Below are 14,482 nucleotides of genomic sequence, written 5' to 3'. Positions count from 1 at the left end.
AGGGGCGGGTGCGGGTCGGGGGAGTCGACCTCACCGACGTGGACCTGGAGCAGTGGCGCTCCCGGATCGCGTGGGTGCCGCAGCGGCCGCATCTGTACGCCGGGACGATCGCCGAGAACGTACGGCTGGCGCGGCCCGAGGCCGACGACGACGCCGTACGGCGGGCGCTGCGGGACGCCGGGGCGCTGGAGTTCGTGGACGCGCTGCCCGACGGTGTGGACACCGTGCTCGGCGAGGACGGGGCCGGGCTGTCCGCCGGGCAGCGGCAGCGGCTCGCGCTGGCCCGGGCGTTCCTCGCGGACCGGCCCGTGCTGCTGCTCGACGAGCCGACGGCCGCGCTGGACGGGGCCACCGAGGCCGAGGTCGTGACGGCGGTACGGCGGCTGGCGGCCGGGCGGACGGTACTGCTGGTGGTGCACCGGCCGGCGCTGCTGGGCGTGGCCGACCGGGTGGTGCGGCTGGCGGAGCCCGAGACCGCTCCGGTGCCTGTCGCGTCTTCCCCGGTTCACGTCGCGTCTTCCCCGGTTCCTGTCGCGTCCTCCGCGGTGCCTGTCGCATCCGCCGTGGTCCGGGATCCCGGAACGGTTCTCGCTGAGGCCGAGTTGCCCGCTGCGGCCTCTCCGGCCGAGCCTGGCGGCCGGCCCGCTCCGGGCGGGGTCCTCGCGCGCGTTCGCGCCATGTCCGGTGCCCGGCGCGGGCGGCTGGGACTCGCGCTGCTGCTCGGGAGTCTCGCGCTCGGGAGTGCCGTAGGGCTCATGGCCACCTCCGGGTGGCTGATCTCGCGGGCCTCGCAGCAGCCGCCCGTGCTGTATCTGATGGTGGCCGTGACGGCGACGCGGGCCTTCGGGATCGGGCGGGCCGTGTTCCGGTACGCCGAGCGGCTGGTCTCGCACGACGCCGTGCTGCGCATGCTGGCGGACACCCGGGTCGCGGTGTTCCGCAGGCTGGAACGGCTGGCGCCCGCCGGGCTGCGCCGCACCCGCCGGGGCGATCTGCTGTCCCGGCTGGTCGCGGACGTGGACGCGTTGCAGGACTACTGGCTGCGGTGGCTGCTGCCGGCCGGTGCGGCCGTCGTCGTGTCGGCCGCGTCCGTCGGGTTCACGGCGTGGCTGCTGCCCGAGGCCGGGGCCGTGCTCGCGGCCGGGCTGCTGGCGGCGGGAGCGGGCGTGCCACTCGTCACGGGTGCCGTCGCGCGGCGGGCCGAGCGCCGGCTCGCGCCCGCCCGCGGGGTGCTCGCGACACGGGTGGCCGATCTGCTCACCGGAACCGCGGAGCTGACCGTCGCCGGTGCCCTCCCCGCACGGACCACCCAGGCACGCGAGGCCGACGGGGTGCTCACCCGGATCGCCTCGCGCGCCGCCACCGCCACGGCACTCGGCGACGGGCTCACCGCGCTGATCTCCGGCCTGACCGTCACAGCCGCCGCCTTGGTCGGCGCGCAGGCGGTCGCGGCCGGGCGGCTGGACGGCGTGACCATGGCCGTCGTCGTCCTCACCCCGTTGGCCGCCTTCGAGGCCGTGCTCGGGCTGCCGCTCGCCGTGCAGTACCGGCAGCGGGTACGCCGGAGCGCCGAGCGGGTGTACGAGGTGCTGGACGCCCCGGAGCCCGTGGCGGAGCCCGAGCACCCTCGGCAGGTGCCCGCGTCGCCGTTCCCGGTCGCCGTCAAGGGGCTGGCCGCGCGGCACGCGGGGCAGGACCGGGACGCGCTCGCCGGGCTGGATCTGACCCTTGAGGAGGGCCGCCGGGTCGCCGTGGTCGGTCCCTCCGGCTCCGGCAAGACGACGCTGGCGCAGGTGCTGCTGCGCTTCCTCGACGCGGACGCGGGTTCCTACACGCTGGCGGGCGTGGACGCGTATGCGCTGCATGGCGACGACGTACGAGAGCTCGTCGGGCTGTGCGCGCAGGACGCGCACCTCTTCGACAGCTCGCTGCGCGAGAACCTGCTGCTCGCCAAGAAGGACGCCACCGAGGACGAACTGCGTGCCGCGCTCGGCCGGGCCCGGCTGCTGGACTGGGCCGGCGGCCTGCCCGACGGGCTCGACACTCTGGTCGGCGAGCACGGGGCGCGGCTGTCGGGAGGGCAGCGACAGCGGCTGGCGCTGGCCCGGGCGCTGCTCGCCGACTTCCCCGTCCTGGTGCTCGACGAGCCCGCCGAACACCTGGACCTGCCGACCGCGGACGCGCTCACCGCCGACCTGCTCGCCGCCACCGAGGGCCGTACGACGCTGCTCATCACGCACCGGCTGGCGGGTCTGGAGGCGGTGGACGAGGTGATCGTGCTGGACCAGGGACGTGTCGTGCAGCGCGGGGCGTACGCGGAGCTGGTGGCCGAGGACGGACCGTTGCGGGAGATGGCGGAGCGGGAGGCGGCGTCGGAGTCGTTGGTGGCCGTGCCTTAGCGGGGCCACAACCGGCGCCGCACTGAGCCGTTCGGGGCAACCGGTCCCCCAGCCGTACGACATGAACAGGGCCGGGCCCACCGGCCTGGGCGACGATCACTGACATGCGCTCATATCGCCGCCGTCGGTTGCTTGTTCCGGTTCTCTTGTGCGCCCTGGCGGTCCTCGCGGCCCGGCCGACGGCGGCGCACAAGGAACCCGGGAGCGGAACCGGCGGGGACTCGGGCCTCAGCGCAGAGGTGGCGCGGCTGTACGAGGAGGCCGCGGTGGCGACGCAGCAGTACGAGGCCGGGCGCGCGGAGGCCGAGGAGCAACGGGCCAGAGCCCAGCGGGCCGAGGAACTCCTGGACGGTCAGCGGCGGCACATCGCGGCCCTGCACGAGGACCTCGGCAGGATCGCCCGCGCCCAGTACCGCTCCAGCGGAGGACTGCCGGTGGCCGCGCAGATGATCCTCGCCGACGGCCCCGATGATCTGATGCGAGGTCAGCACGCCTTCTCGCAGGCGAATCTCGCTTTGAACAACGCGATCTCCAAGAGCCGCCGGGCCGAGGCACGGCTCGCCGCGGACGAGGCCAAGGCCGCGGCCCACTGGCAGGCGCTGGAGAAGCGGAACGCGCAACTCGCCGGCCTCAAGGCCGACATCGAGCAGAAGCTGGAAACGGCACGCTCGCAGCTCCAGGGGCAGGCGGACGCCTCGGCCGCCGCCGGGGCGTGCCGTGGGGCCGTGCGGCTCGACCAGCCGGAGACGGCCTTCACGAGCGCGTGGGTCGCGCCCGTGGAGACGTACGAGCTGTCCGCGTCCTACGGCAGCGGCGGTGCGCGGTGGTCCAGCAGGCACACCGGGCAGGACTTCGCGGTGCCGATCGGCACGCCGGTGCGGGCCGTGGGCGAGGCCCGGGTGGAGAAGGTGTCCTGCGGGGGGCCGTTCGGCATCGAGATCGTGCTCAGGCACGCGGGCGGCTACTACACGCAGTACGCCCATCTCGCGTCCGTCGCGGTCGACCAGGGGGAGCACGTCAGCCCCGGCCAGTGGATCGGCCAGTCGGGCAGTACGGGCAACTCCACCGGACCGCACCTGCACTTCGAGACCAGGGTCACGCCGGAGATGGGCTCGTCCGTGAATCCGGTGTCATGGCTGGCGGCACGAGGGGTGTCGCTCTGACCCTGGCGAGAGCCGCACACAGCCAAACCACAGCCAAGCCAAAGCCAGCCGCAGCCGAGCCGCAGGCCGTAGACGCCGCGACAGCTACGGCAGTTCGGTGAGCAGCTGCTCGATCACGACCGCCACCCCGTCGTCGTTGTTCGCGACCGTCCGTCCCGAGGCCGCGGCGATCACGTCCGGGTGGGCGTTGCCCATCGCGTAGGACCGGCCGGCCCAGGTCAGCATCTCGACGTCGTTCGGCATGTCACCGAAGGCGACGACCTGCTCGTGCGAGATGCCGCGCTCGGCGCAGCACAGGGCGAGTGTGCTGGCCTTGGACACACCGGGACCGCTGATCTCGAGCAGGGCGCTGGGGCTGGAGCGGGTCACGTTGGCGCGGTCGCCGATGGCCAGCCGGGCCAGAGTCAGGAAGGCGTCGGGATCCATCTCGGGGTGGTAGGCCAGGATCTTCAGCACCGGCTCCACGGCCGCGCGGTGATCCGGCGACAGCAGTTCCTCCGCCGGGGCGAGACTGTCGGGGATCTCCATGTGCAGCTTCGGGTAGGCCGGCTCCTGGTAGAAGCCGTACGTCTGCTCCACCGCGTACACCGTGCCCGGAGCCGCATCACGCAGCAGGCGTACGGCGTCGAGCGCGTTCGCCCGCTCCAGCTCCCGTACCTTCACGAACCGGTGGGAGCCGGGACCGCCGTGCAGGTCGACCACGGCGGCGCCGTTGCCGCAGATCGCCAGGCCGTGGCCGTGCACGTGGTCGCTCACGACGTCCATCCACCGGGCCGGGCGGCCCGTGACGAAGAAGACCTCGATACCCGCCTCTTCTGCGGCGGCCAGCGCGGCCACCGTGCGCGGGGACACCGACTTGTCGTCGCGCAGCAGGGTGCCGTCGAGGTCGGTGGCGATCAGCCGCGGAGGGAGGGTGTCGGCCGCGGTCTCGGGCTGTCGGGTCGCTGAGGTCACCCGGCCATTGTCCCGCATATGCCTGCACGGGCGTGCGGGAGTCCGCACAGGTGAGTGGATACCGCTCTCACCAGGAACGTCTCGGAGACATCACCGCAACTGCGCCGGCGCCTCCATGGCGATCTGCTCGAACGCCTTCTCGTCCACCGCGAAGGGCGAGTCGGGGATGGGCCAGTGGATCACGATCTCCGTGAAGCCCAGTTCCCTGTGCCGGCCGGCGAAGTCGACGAAGGCGTCCAGGGACTGGAGCGGGCCGCCGCGGTCCGGGGTGAACCCGGTGAGCAGGACCCTGTCGAGGTCGGTCATGTCCCGGCCGATCTCGGCACAGATGTCGGCGAGCTTCTCCGCCTGCCCGCGAATGGCCTGAATCGACTGTTCAGGAGTGCCGTTCTCGTACAGCTTGGGGTCGCCGGTGGTCACCCACGCCTGCCCGTACCGGGCGGCGAGCCGCATCCCGCGCGGGCCGGTCGCGGCCACCGCGAACGGCAGCCTGGGGCGCTGCACACACCCGGGGATGTTCCGTGCCTCGTGGGCCGAGTAGAAGTCGCCCTCGTACGACACCGCGTCCTCGCTGAGCAGCCGGTCGAGCAGCGGGACGAACTCGGCGAAACGATCGGCACGCTCGCGCGGGGTCCACGGCTCCTGGCCGAGCGCGGTGGCGTCGAAGCCGGAACCGCCCGCCCCTATGCCGAGCGTCACCCGCCCCCCGGAGATGTCGTCGAGGGAGATCAGCTCCTTGGCGAGGGTCACCGGGTGCCGGAAGTTCGGCGAGGTCACCAGGGTGCCCAGCCGCAGCCGGTCGGTGACGGTCGCGGCTGCGGTGAGGGTCGGCACGGCGCCGAACCAGGGGCCGTCCCGGAAGCTGCGCCAGGACAGGTGGTCGTAGGTGTACGCGGTGTGGAAGCCGAGCTGCTCGGCGCGTGTCCAGGACGTACTGCCGCCTTCCTGCCAGCGGCGGTAGGGGAGGATCACGGTGCTCAGACGCAGACTCATGGCATCGAGCCTAAGGGAGTGCTGCGGGTGCCCTGTGTTTCACGTGAAACAGTCACCGTGAGCGGCTCGTCCCGCACAGCGCGTCAGGGAGGACCGGGAAGGCGCAGATACCGCGCCGGTACAGCCTGGGTCAGCCATACGCCGTTCGCGCTCACATGGCCGGAGAGACCTGAATCACGCGATTGAGTTTCCCCCGGGAGGTTTGATCCACAGCCAAGTGGTGTTATCCACAGCGGAATTCCCGATTCTGTGGACAACTGGCCTTCGCATCACGCCTCTTGGGGTCACATCGGCGGCTTCACCCGCGCGATCCGCCGCAGTGCCCCAGGTGCGAACCGCGACAGCCAGCGGGCACCCCGCGCCTCCGGCGTGACCGGGACCACCGCGTCATTGCGTACCACCGCCCGCACGATCGCGGCGGCGACCTTCTCCGGCGGATAGTTCCGCAGCCCGTACAGACGGGCGGCTCGCTGCTGGAGCCGCTTCTCCTCTCCGGCGTCGACCCCGGCGAAGTGCGCCGTGGACGTGATGGCGGTGTTGACGAAGCCGGGGCAGACCGCCGTCACGCCGATCCCCTGCCCGGCGAGTTCGGCACGCAGGCACTCGCTGAGCATCAGCACGGCCGCCTTGGAGGTGCTGTACGCGGGCAGTGCCCGGGACGGCTGGTACGCCGCCGCCGACGCCACGTTCACGATGTGGCCGCCCTGCCCGCGCTCGGCCATCCGCCGGCCGAAGAGCCGGCAGCCGTGGATCACACCCCACAGGTTGACGTCGAGGACCTTCTTCCAGTCCTCCGGCGTGGTGTCGAAGAAGGAACCGGACAGTCCGATCCCGGCGTTGTTCACCAGGACGTCCACCACCCCGTACTCGGTGGTGACCTTCTCGGCGAGTTTCTCCATGGCCTGCTCGTCGGAGACGTCGACCGTCTCCGCCCAGGACTCGGGGGCGCCCGCCAGGCGGGACGACTCGGCGGTGCGGGCCGCCGCCTCCGCGTTCCGGTCGACGGCCACCACGCGCGCGCCGGCCCCGGCGAACGCCAGCGCCGTCGCCCGCCCGATGCCGCTGCCCGCCCCCGTGACCAGCACAAGCTGCCCGCCGAACCGCTCGGCGTGCCTGCCGCTCGCCACCACCGGGGACCGCCCGCTCTCGACGGACGTCACGAACTCCTCGATCCACGAAGCCAGCTGATCCGGACGGGTGCGCGGGATCCAGTGCCCCGCCTGAACGGTCCTGCGGGTCAGCTGCGGGACCCACTGCTCCAGTCCGTCGTGGAGCCGCTCCGACAGAAACCGGTCCTCCAGGGGCGTCACGATCTGCACGGGCGCGTGGGCGTACGCGTCCGTGCGCGGCCTGCGCAGCCGGGGCCGGACGTTGTCCCGGTACAACCAGGCCCCGTGTGCCGCGTCCGACGGCAGGGACGAGGTCGGGTAGTCACCCCGGGGCACCTTTTCGACGCGCTCCAGAACCCGGGGCCAGCGCTTGCCGAGCGGGCCGCGCCAGGCCAGCTCGGGCAGCACGGGCGTCTGCAGCAGGTACACGTACCAGGACCTGGCGCCCTGCCCGAGGAGCTGGCCGATCCGGCGCGGGGTGGGCCGCTTCACACGGCTGTTGATCCAGTGGCCGAAGTGGTCCAGGGACGGCCCGGACATGGACGTGAAGGAGGCGATGCGGCCCTCGGTGCGCCGGACGGTGGTGAACTCCCAGGCCTGCACCGAGCCCCAGTCGTGCCCGACCAGATGCACCGGCCGGTCCGGGCTGACCGCGTCCGCCACGGCCAGGAAGTCGTCCGTCAGCTTCTCCAGCGTGAATCCGCCCCGCAGGGGCCGCGGCGCCGACGACCGCCCGTGCCCGCGGACGTCGTACGCCACCACGTGGAAGTGCCCGGCGAGACGCGCGGCGACCTCGGACCACACCTCTTTGCTGTCCGGGTAGCCGTGCACGAGGACGACCGTCGGCTGTCGCGGATCACCCACCTCCGCCACGCACAGCTCGACCTCGCCGGTCCGTACCCAGCGCTCCCGCGCGCCCGTGAGCAACGTCATCCGGCGAATCTGGCAGTTGTTAGAGAGTTCGTCAATAGAGTGCCGCCGGACGGGGCCCCGCCCATGTTCCCGGCCGTGGTAACTCTCAAGAACCAGGTCCCCTAAGGGCCCGTACTACTCCAGGTTGACCCGAGAACAGCTCTGCGGAGTGACGACCGCCACGATCGCGGCCCCTACCTTCGAAGCGTGACTGTGATCGCGACCGAAAGCCTGAGCAAGCGGTTCCCCAGGGTGACCGCGCTTGACCGGCTCTCCGTGGACGTCGGGCCCGGTGTGACCGGACTCGTCGGAGCCAATGGAGCCGGCAAGTCCACACTGATCAAGATCCTGCTGGGTCTGTCCCCCGCCACCGAGGGCCGCGCCGAAGTGCTCGGCCTCGACGTCGCCACCAAGGGCGCCGACATCCGCGAGCGGGTCGGCTACATGCCCGAGCACGACTGTCTGCCGCCGGACGTCTCGGCCACCGAGTTCGTCGTCCACATGGCGCGCATGTCCGGCCTGCCGCCCACCGCCGCACGCGAGCGCACCGCCGACACCCTGCGGCACGTCGGTCTCTACGAGGAGCGCTACCGCCCCATCGGCGGCTACTCGACCGGCATGAAGCAGCGCGTGAAGCTCGCCCAGGCCCTCGTCCACGACCCGCAGCTGGTCTTCCTCGACGAGCCGACCAACGGCCTCGACCCGGTCGGCCGCGACGAGATGCTCGGTCTGATCCGCCGGATCCACACCGACTTCGGCATCTCGGTCCTGGTCACCTCGCACCTGCTGGGCGAACTGGAACGCACCTGCGACCACGTCGTCATCATCGACGGCGGCACGCTCCTGCGCTCCAGCTCCACCACGGACTTCACCCAGACCACGACGACCCTCGCGATCGAGGTCACCGACACCGACGAGCACCCGGACGGCACCCGCGCGATGCGCGACGCGCTGCACGCGCGCGGGGTGAGCGTCGAGGACGGCAGCGGCTTGCCGGGCGCCGGCCACATCCTGCTGCTCACCGCCCAGGGCGAGGAGACGTACGACCTGGTCCGGGACGTGATCGCGGACCTCGGACTCGGCCTGGTGCGCATGGAGCAGCGCCGGCACCACATCTCCGAGGTCTTCACGACAAGCGACCAGCACGAGCAGCGGAAGGAGGCGGTCGGCCATGGCGGTTGAGCACTCCACGGGGACATCCGTCCCGGCGCCGGGTGACCAGACCCGCATCCACAACATCGGCTACCGCAGCTACGACGGCCCCCGGCTGGGCCGCGCCTACGCCCGCCGCTCCCTGTACTCGCAGTCCCTGCGCGGCTCCTACGGCCTCGGCCGCTCGGTCAAGTCCAAAGTGCTGCCGATGCTGCTGTTCGTGGTGATGTGCGTGCCCGCGGCCATCATGGTCGCCGTCGCGGTCGCCACCAAGGCCAACGCCCTGCCCGTGGACTACACGCGCTACGCGATCGTCATGCAGGCGGTCATCAGCCTGTACGTCGCCTCGCAGGCACCCCAGTCCGTCTCGCGCGACCTGCGCTTCAAGACCGTGCCGTTGTACTTCTCGCGGCCGATCGAGACCGCCGACTACGTCCTCGCCAAGTTCGCGGCGCTGGCCTCGGCGCTGTTCATCCTCACCGCCGGTCCCCTGCTCGTGCTCTACGTGGGCGCGCTGCTGGCCAAGCTCGACTTCGCCGACCAGACCAAGGGATTCGCACAAGGACTGGTCTCCGTGGCACTGCTCTCACTGCTGTTCGCCGGCATCGGCCTGGTCATCGCGTCCTTCACCCCGCGCCGCGGCTTCGGCATCGCGGCCGTGATCGCCGTGCTGACCATCACCTACGGCGCGGTCTCCACCCTCCAGGCCATCGCCGACGCACAGGGCAGCAGCGGCGCGGTGCCGTGGATCGGGCTGTTCTCACCGATCACGATCATCGACGGCGTGCAGTCCGCGTTCCTGGGCGCGACCTCCGCCTTCCCCGGCGGGGTGGGCCCGAGCAACGCGGAGGGCGTCGCCTACGTCCTCCTCGCCCTGGGCCTGATCGCGGCGAGCTACGGCCTCCTGATGCGCCGCTACAAGAAGGTGGGACTGTGACCACGCTCTCCATCGACCACGTCTCCCGCTGGTTCGGCAACGTGGTCGCCGTCAACGACATCACCATGACCGTCGGCCCCGGCGTCACCGGCCTGCTCGGCCCCAACGGCGCCGGAAAGTCCACCCTCATCAACATGATGGGCGGCTTCCTGGCCCCCTCCACCGGCACGGTCACCCTCGACGGCCAGCCGGTGTGGCGCAACGAGCAGATCTACAAGCACATCGGCGTCGTCCCCGAGCGGGAGGCGATGTACGACTTCCTCACCGGGCAGGAGTTCGTCCTCGCCAACGCCGAGTTGCACGGCCTGGGCGCCAAGGCGGCCCAGAAGGCGCTCGCCACGGTCGAGATGGAGTACGCGCAGGACCGCAAGATCCAGACGTACTCCAAGGGCATGCGCCAGCGCGTGAAGATGGCTTCCGCCCTGGTCCACGACCCGTCCCTGCTCCTGCTGGACGAGCCCTTCAACGGCATGGACCCGCGCCAGCGCATGCAGCTCATGGACCTGCTGCGGCGCATGGGCGACGAGGGCCGCACGGTGCTGTTCTCGTCCCACATCCTCGAAGAGGTCGAACAACTCGCCTGGCACATCGAGGTCGTCGTCGCCGGCCGGCACGCCGCCAGTGGCGACTTCCGCAAGATCCGACGCCTGATGACCGACCGGCCGCACCGCTACCTGGTGCGTTCCAGCGACGACCGTGCCCTCGCGGCCGCGCTGATCGCCGACCCGTCGACGTCCGGCATCGAGGTCGACCTCGCCGAGGGCGCGCTGCGCATCCAGGCCGTCGACTTCGGCCGCTTCACGGCTCTGCTGCCGCGGGTGGCCAGGGACCACGGCATCCGGCTGCTCACGGTCTCGCCGTCCGACGAGTCCCTCGAGTCCGTCTTCTCGTACCTCGTCGCGGCGTAGGAGGCCCTGATGTACGACCCCACAGTCGCCCGGCTCACTTACCGGGCCCTGCTCGGCCGGCGCCGGGCCCTCATTCTCGGCGCCCTGCCGCTGCTGCTCATCGCCATCTCGGTGGTGGTGCGCTTCCTCGCCGGGGCGGACGACCAGACGGCGGCGGACCTGCTCGGCGGCCTCGCCCTCGCCACGATGGTGCCGATCATCGGCGTCATCGCCGGGACCGGCGCGATCGGACCGGAGATCGACGACGGCTCGGTGGTGTACCTGCTGTCGAAGCCGATCAAACGGCCGACGATCATCTTCACCAAGCTGATCGTCGCGATCGCGGTGACGATGGTGTTCTCCGCGGTGCCGACGCTCATCGCCGGGTTCATCCTCAACGGCAACGGCCAGCAGGTCGCCGTGGCCTACACGGTGGCGGCACTCGTCGCCTCCATCGCCTACGCGGCCCTGTTCCTGCTGCTCGGCACGGTCTCCCGGCACGCGGTGGTGTTCGGGCTCGTCTACGCGCTGGTCTGGGAGGCCCTGTTCGGCTCCCTGGTGCCGGGCGCGCGCACGCTGAGCGTCCAGCAGTGGGCGCTGGCCGTGGCCCAGAAGGTGTCCGGCGGGGACCTGGTGACCTCGGACGTCGGCCTCACCACGGCGACGGTCCTGCTGGTGGCCGTCACGGCGCTGGCCACCTGGTACGCCGGTCAGAAGCTGCGCTCGCTGACCCTCGCCGGCGAGGAGTGACGTGCCCCGGCCTTGACAGGGGCTTCACCTCTGTCAGGGCACACTGGGCAAACAGGATGTAGGAAGCGCACGGGAGTTGGACGGCTGGGAGGGGACGGGGATGGCGGGCGAGAGGGCTCAGTACGACGACCACAGGCAGTCTGCGTCCGGGGCCGGGTCCGGGTCCGTGTCCGGGTCCGGAGACGTGTCCGGGTCCGGGGACGACGCCCGGGACGACCTCGACGGCGTCGTCCTGGACGAGGACTTCATACGCTCCGCCGGAACCTCCGAGCCGTCCGCCCGCGCCCGGATGCTCGCCGAGCGCTGGCGCCGCGAGGAACCCGAGCCACAGCCCTGGCGCTCCGACGAGCCACCCGCGGGCTGGTTCTTCAGCAAGGCCCGCAGACGCAGGTGGCGCAGGCGCTAGCCGGTCCGGCCGCCGATTTATTCGGTGGCGCCCAATTCGTCCGGCGGGCAGAGTGGTTGTCGTCCCTGCCGGGCGATCAGCCCGGCGCCGCGTTCCGGGAGAGGAGCCGGACGATGTCCATGCACGGCAGTACGTCCAGCTCCCTTCAGGGCAGCCCGCGGCGGGTTCCGGAGTAGTCGCTACCCCTCCGTAGAGCCCGCCCCGTACGGGGAGCTGCCCGGGGCGGCCGCTTCGAGCACGCGAATCGCACTCGCGTGGGCCGCCCACCCGGAGGATTGGCCGAGTGGCAAGGCACTGGCTTGCGCTGTGTTCGATCAATAGCGCGTCATGGTCGGGCTGGAAAGCCCGCGCACGTTCGATCCGTGCATCCTCCGCCGAGCACCACCGGGCACTGAGCGACAGGCCCGAGCTTCAGAGCAGCAACCGCTCCAGCACGACCGCGATCCCGTCCTCCTCGTTCGAGGACGTCACCTCGTCGGCCACCGCCTTCAGCTCCTCGTGGGCGTCCGCCATCGCGACACCGTAGGAGGCCCAGGCGAACATCGGTATGTCGTTGGGCATGTCGCCGAAGGCGATCGTGTCGGCCGCCTTCATCTTGAGCCGGCGGGCCGCCAGGGACAGGCCGGTCGCCTTGGACAGGCCCAGGGGCAGGAGTTCGACGATGCCCTCGCCCGCCATGACGACGGTGACGAAACCGCCGGCGGTGCGCGTGGCCACCTCGCACAGCTCGTCGTCCGAGAGCGTCGGGTGCTGGATGTACAGCTTGTTCAGGGGCGCCGTCCACAGGTCGGACGCGTCCGTGAACGGGGTCGCGGGCAGGTTGCCGTGGGCCGCGTAGCCGGGACCCACCAGCACCTCGCCGTCCAGGCCGTCCCGGCTCGCCGCCAGATACAGCGGCCCTACCTCCGCCTCGATCTTGGCCAGCGCCACCCCGGCCAGCTGCCGGTCCAGCGTCACCGACGTCAGCAGCCGGTGGGCGCCGGCGTCGTACACCTGCGCGCCCTGGCCGCAGACGGCCAGCCCCTGGTAGCCGAGGTCGTCGAGGATGTGCCGGGTCCACGGGACCGCGCGGCCGGTGACGACGATGTGCGCGGCACCCGCCGCGGTGGCCGCGGCGAGTGCGTCACGGGTGCGGGGCGACACCGACTCGTCGGAACGCAGCAGCGTCCCGTCGAGGTCGGTGGCGATCAGCGGGTACGGGAAACCGGCGGTGGTCACTTGGCCACCGGCTCCAGGACCTCCCGGCCGCCCAGGTACGGACGCAGCACCTCGGGCACGCGCACCGAGCCGTCGGCCTGCTGGTGGTTCTCCAGGATCGCCACGATCGTGCGCGGCACGGCGCACAGCGTGCCGTTGAGCGTGGCCAGCGGGCGGACCTGCTTGCCCTCACGGACGCGGATCGACAGGCGGCGGGACTGGAACTCGGTGCAGTCCGAGGTCGAGGTCAGCTCGCGGTACTTGCCCTGGGTCGGGATCCACGCCTCGCAGTCGAACTTGCGGGACGCAGAGGCGCCCAGGTCGGCGCTCGCCACGTCGATCACGCGGTACGGCAGCTCCAGCGAGGTCAGCCACTGCTTCTCCCACTCCAGCAGCCGCTGGTGCTCGGCCTGCGAGTCCTCCGGAGCGACGTAGGAGAACATCTCGACCTTGTCGAACTGGTGCACCCGGAAGATGCCCCGGGTGTCCTTGCCGTGCGAGCCGGCCTCGCGGCGGAAGCAGGGCGAGAAGCCCGCGTAGCGCAGCGGCAGCTTCTCGGCGTCGAGGATCTCGTCCATGTGGTACGCCGCGAGCGGGACCTCGGACGTGCCGACCAGGTAGAGGTCGTCATTGGCGAGGTGGTAGACGTCCTGGGCGGCCTGGCCGAGGAAGCCGGTACCCGCCATGGACTGGGGGCGGACCAGGGCCGGGGTCAGCATCGGCGTGAAGCCGGCCGCGGTGGCCTGGGCCATCGCCGCGTTCACCAGGGCGAGCTCCAGCAGAGCGCCCACGCCCGTCAGGAAGTAGAAGCGCGAGCCGGAGACCTTGGCGCCGCGCTCGACGTCGATCGCGCCGAGGATCTGGCCGAGTTCCAGGTGGTCCCTGGGCTCGAAGCCCTCGGCGGTGAAGTCGCGGATCGTGCCGTGCGTCTCCAGCGTGACGAAGTCCTCCTCGCCGCCGACGGGCACGTCCGGGTGAACGAGGTTGCCGAGCCTGAGGAGCAGCTCCTGGGTCTCGGCGGCGGCCGCGTCGCGTTCCGCGTCGGCGGCCTTGACGTCGGCGGCGAGCTGGCTCGCCTTCTTCAGCAGCTCGGCCTTCTCGTCTCCGGAAGCCTTGGGGATGAGCTTGCCGAGCGCCCTCTGCTCGGCGCGCAGCTCGTCGAAGCGGACGCCGGACGACCTGCGCCGCTCGTCGGCAGACAGGAGGGAGTCGACGAGCGCGACGTCCTCTCCACGGGCGCGCTGCGACGCGCGCACACGGTCGGGGTCCTCACGGAGCAGGCGAAGGTCAATCACGCGCTCAAGGCTACCGGTGTGGGATGACCGCCCACGACTCACTATTCCGGCTGTGGCTTACCTACCGTTATGAGGGAATTGCGTGGAGTGTCAATAAAGCGACCATCTCTCCCCGGAACGAGGCATGCGCAGGGCGTCGCATTGACTGGAATCCCTTGTGGGGAGCGGGACTTGGGGCCCGGTTGTCCACAGGGGTCCACGCTCGCCGAAAGTTATCCACAGGCTGTGTGCAAGATCTGTGGACTTCGGAATTGATCACTCCGGAAGGCTCACCCGCACCGAAGAATTCCCGATACAAACCTGCTCTACCCTCACTTTCGAGTCGAAA

12 protein-coding genes, 1 tRNA gene and 1 pseudogene are annotated in these 14,482 nt (G+C 71.3%); 8 read left to right on the top strand and 6 right to left on the bottom strand.

What is annotated here, in order from left to right; all coding sequences use genetic code 11:
• Positions 1 to 2,399, top strand: a 2,399-nt coding sequence (cydC, locus tag CA983_RS13165) for a thiol reductant ABC exporter subunit CydC (RefSeq protein WP_086601074.1), incomplete at its 5' end; no start/stop codon positions are given.
• Positions 2,400 to 2,503: 104 nt separating this feature from the next.
• Positions 2,504 to 3,562, top strand: coding sequence for a M23 family metallopeptidase (locus CA983_RS13160; RefSeq protein ID WP_086601071.1), 1,059 nt, complete (start codon positions 2,504 to 2,506; stop codon positions 3,560 to 3,562).
• An 84-nt stretch (positions 3,563 to 3,646) separates the two neighbouring features.
• Here the strand turns inward: CA983_RS13160 and CA983_RS13155 are convergent, their stop codons facing one another.
• The 4 genes and pseudogenes from CA983_RS13155 to CA983_RS13145 all read right to left on the bottom strand — a co-directional run bounded on the left by CA983_RS13155 (position 3,647) and on the right by CA983_RS13145 (position 7,551).
• Positions 3,647 to 4,534, bottom strand: coding sequence for an HAD-IIB family hydrolase (locus tag CA983_RS13155; protein ID WP_167407366.1), 888 nt, complete (start codon positions 4,532 to 4,534; stop codon positions 3,647 to 3,649).
• Between the two features lie 72 nt (positions 4,535 to 4,606).
• Positions 4,607 to 5,509, bottom strand: coding sequence for an LLM class flavin-dependent oxidoreductase (locus tag CA983_RS13150; protein ID WP_086601069.1), 903 nt, complete (start codon positions 5,507 to 5,509; stop codon positions 4,607 to 4,609).
• 83 nt (positions 5,510 to 5,592) lie between these two features.
• Positions 5,593 to 5,697, bottom strand: a pseudogene (locus CA983_RS49500) (RNA 2'-phosphotransferase); the annotation flags it as partial.
• 96 nt (positions 5,698 to 5,793) lie between these two features.
• Positions 5,794 to 7,551: an SDR family oxidoreductase gene (locus tag CA983_RS13145; protein WP_086601068.1), complete on the bottom strand. Its 1,758-nt coding sequence runs from the start codon at positions 7,549 to 7,551 to the stop codon at positions 5,794 to 5,796.
• 192 nt (positions 7,552 to 7,743) lie between these two features.
• Between CA983_RS13145 and CA983_RS13140 the strand changes: the two genes are divergently transcribed.
• From CA983_RS13140 to CA983_RS46205, 6 genes are all read left to right on the top strand, one after another.
• Complete coding sequence (locus CA983_RS13140; protein WP_086601067.1) at positions 7,744 to 8,712, top strand: ABC transporter ATP-binding protein; 969 nt, start codon at positions 7,744 to 7,746, stop codon at positions 8,710 to 8,712.
• Complete coding sequence (locus CA983_RS13135) at positions 8,702 to 9,619, top strand: ABC-2 transporter permease (protein WP_086601066.1); 918 nt, start codon at positions 8,702 to 8,704, stop codon at positions 9,617 to 9,619. The genes CA983_RS13140 and CA983_RS13135 overlap by 11 nt, the downstream gene beginning before the upstream one ends.
• Entirely contained in the window at positions 9,616 to 10,527 is a 912-nt protein-coding gene (locus tag CA983_RS13130; RefSeq protein ID WP_086601065.1) for an ABC transporter ATP-binding protein, read from the top strand. The genes CA983_RS13135 and CA983_RS13130 overlap by 4 nt, the downstream gene beginning before the upstream one ends.
• A 9-nt stretch (positions 10,528 to 10,536) precedes the next feature.
• Positions 10,537 to 11,256: an ABC transporter permease subunit gene (locus CA983_RS13125; protein WP_086601064.1), complete on the top strand. Its 720-nt coding sequence runs from the start codon at positions 10,537 to 10,539 to the stop codon at positions 11,254 to 11,256.
• A 100-nt stretch (positions 11,257 to 11,356) separates the two neighbouring features.
• Positions 11,357 to 11,662 (top strand): SGM_3592 family protein, encoded by a 306-nt coding sequence (locus CA983_RS13120; RefSeq protein WP_483027215.1) that lies wholly within the window; start codon positions 11,357 to 11,359, stop codon positions 11,660 to 11,662.
• Between the two features lie 269 nt (positions 11,663 to 11,931).
• Positions 11,932 to 12,036 (top strand) — tRNA-OTHER (locus CA983_RS46205).
• Positions 12,037 to 12,073: 37 nt separating this feature from the next.
• On the opposite strand, the gene CA983_RS13115 is transcribed toward CA983_RS46205, so the two are convergent.
• Together CA983_RS13115 and serS are read right to left on the bottom strand one after the other, a co-directional pair.
• Positions 12,074 to 12,880: an HAD family hydrolase gene (locus CA983_RS13115; protein ID WP_086601063.1), complete on the bottom strand. Its 807-nt coding sequence runs from the start codon at positions 12,878 to 12,880 to the stop codon at positions 12,074 to 12,076.
• Complete coding sequence (gene serS / locus CA983_RS13110; protein WP_086601062.1) at positions 12,877 to 14,154, bottom strand: serine--tRNA ligase; 1,278 nt, start codon at positions 14,152 to 14,154, stop codon at positions 12,877 to 12,879. Before serS ends, CA983_RS13115 begins: the two co-directional genes overlap by 4 nt.
• Between the last annotated feature and the right edge of the window lie 328 nt (positions 14,155 to 14,482).

The organism is Streptomyces swartbergensis (genome assembly GCF_002148965.1).
GTDB lineage: Bacteria > Actinomycetota > Actinomycetes > Streptomycetales > Streptomycetaceae > Streptomyces > Streptomyces swartbergensis.
This window is presented reverse-complemented; position numbering and strand designations above follow the sequence as displayed.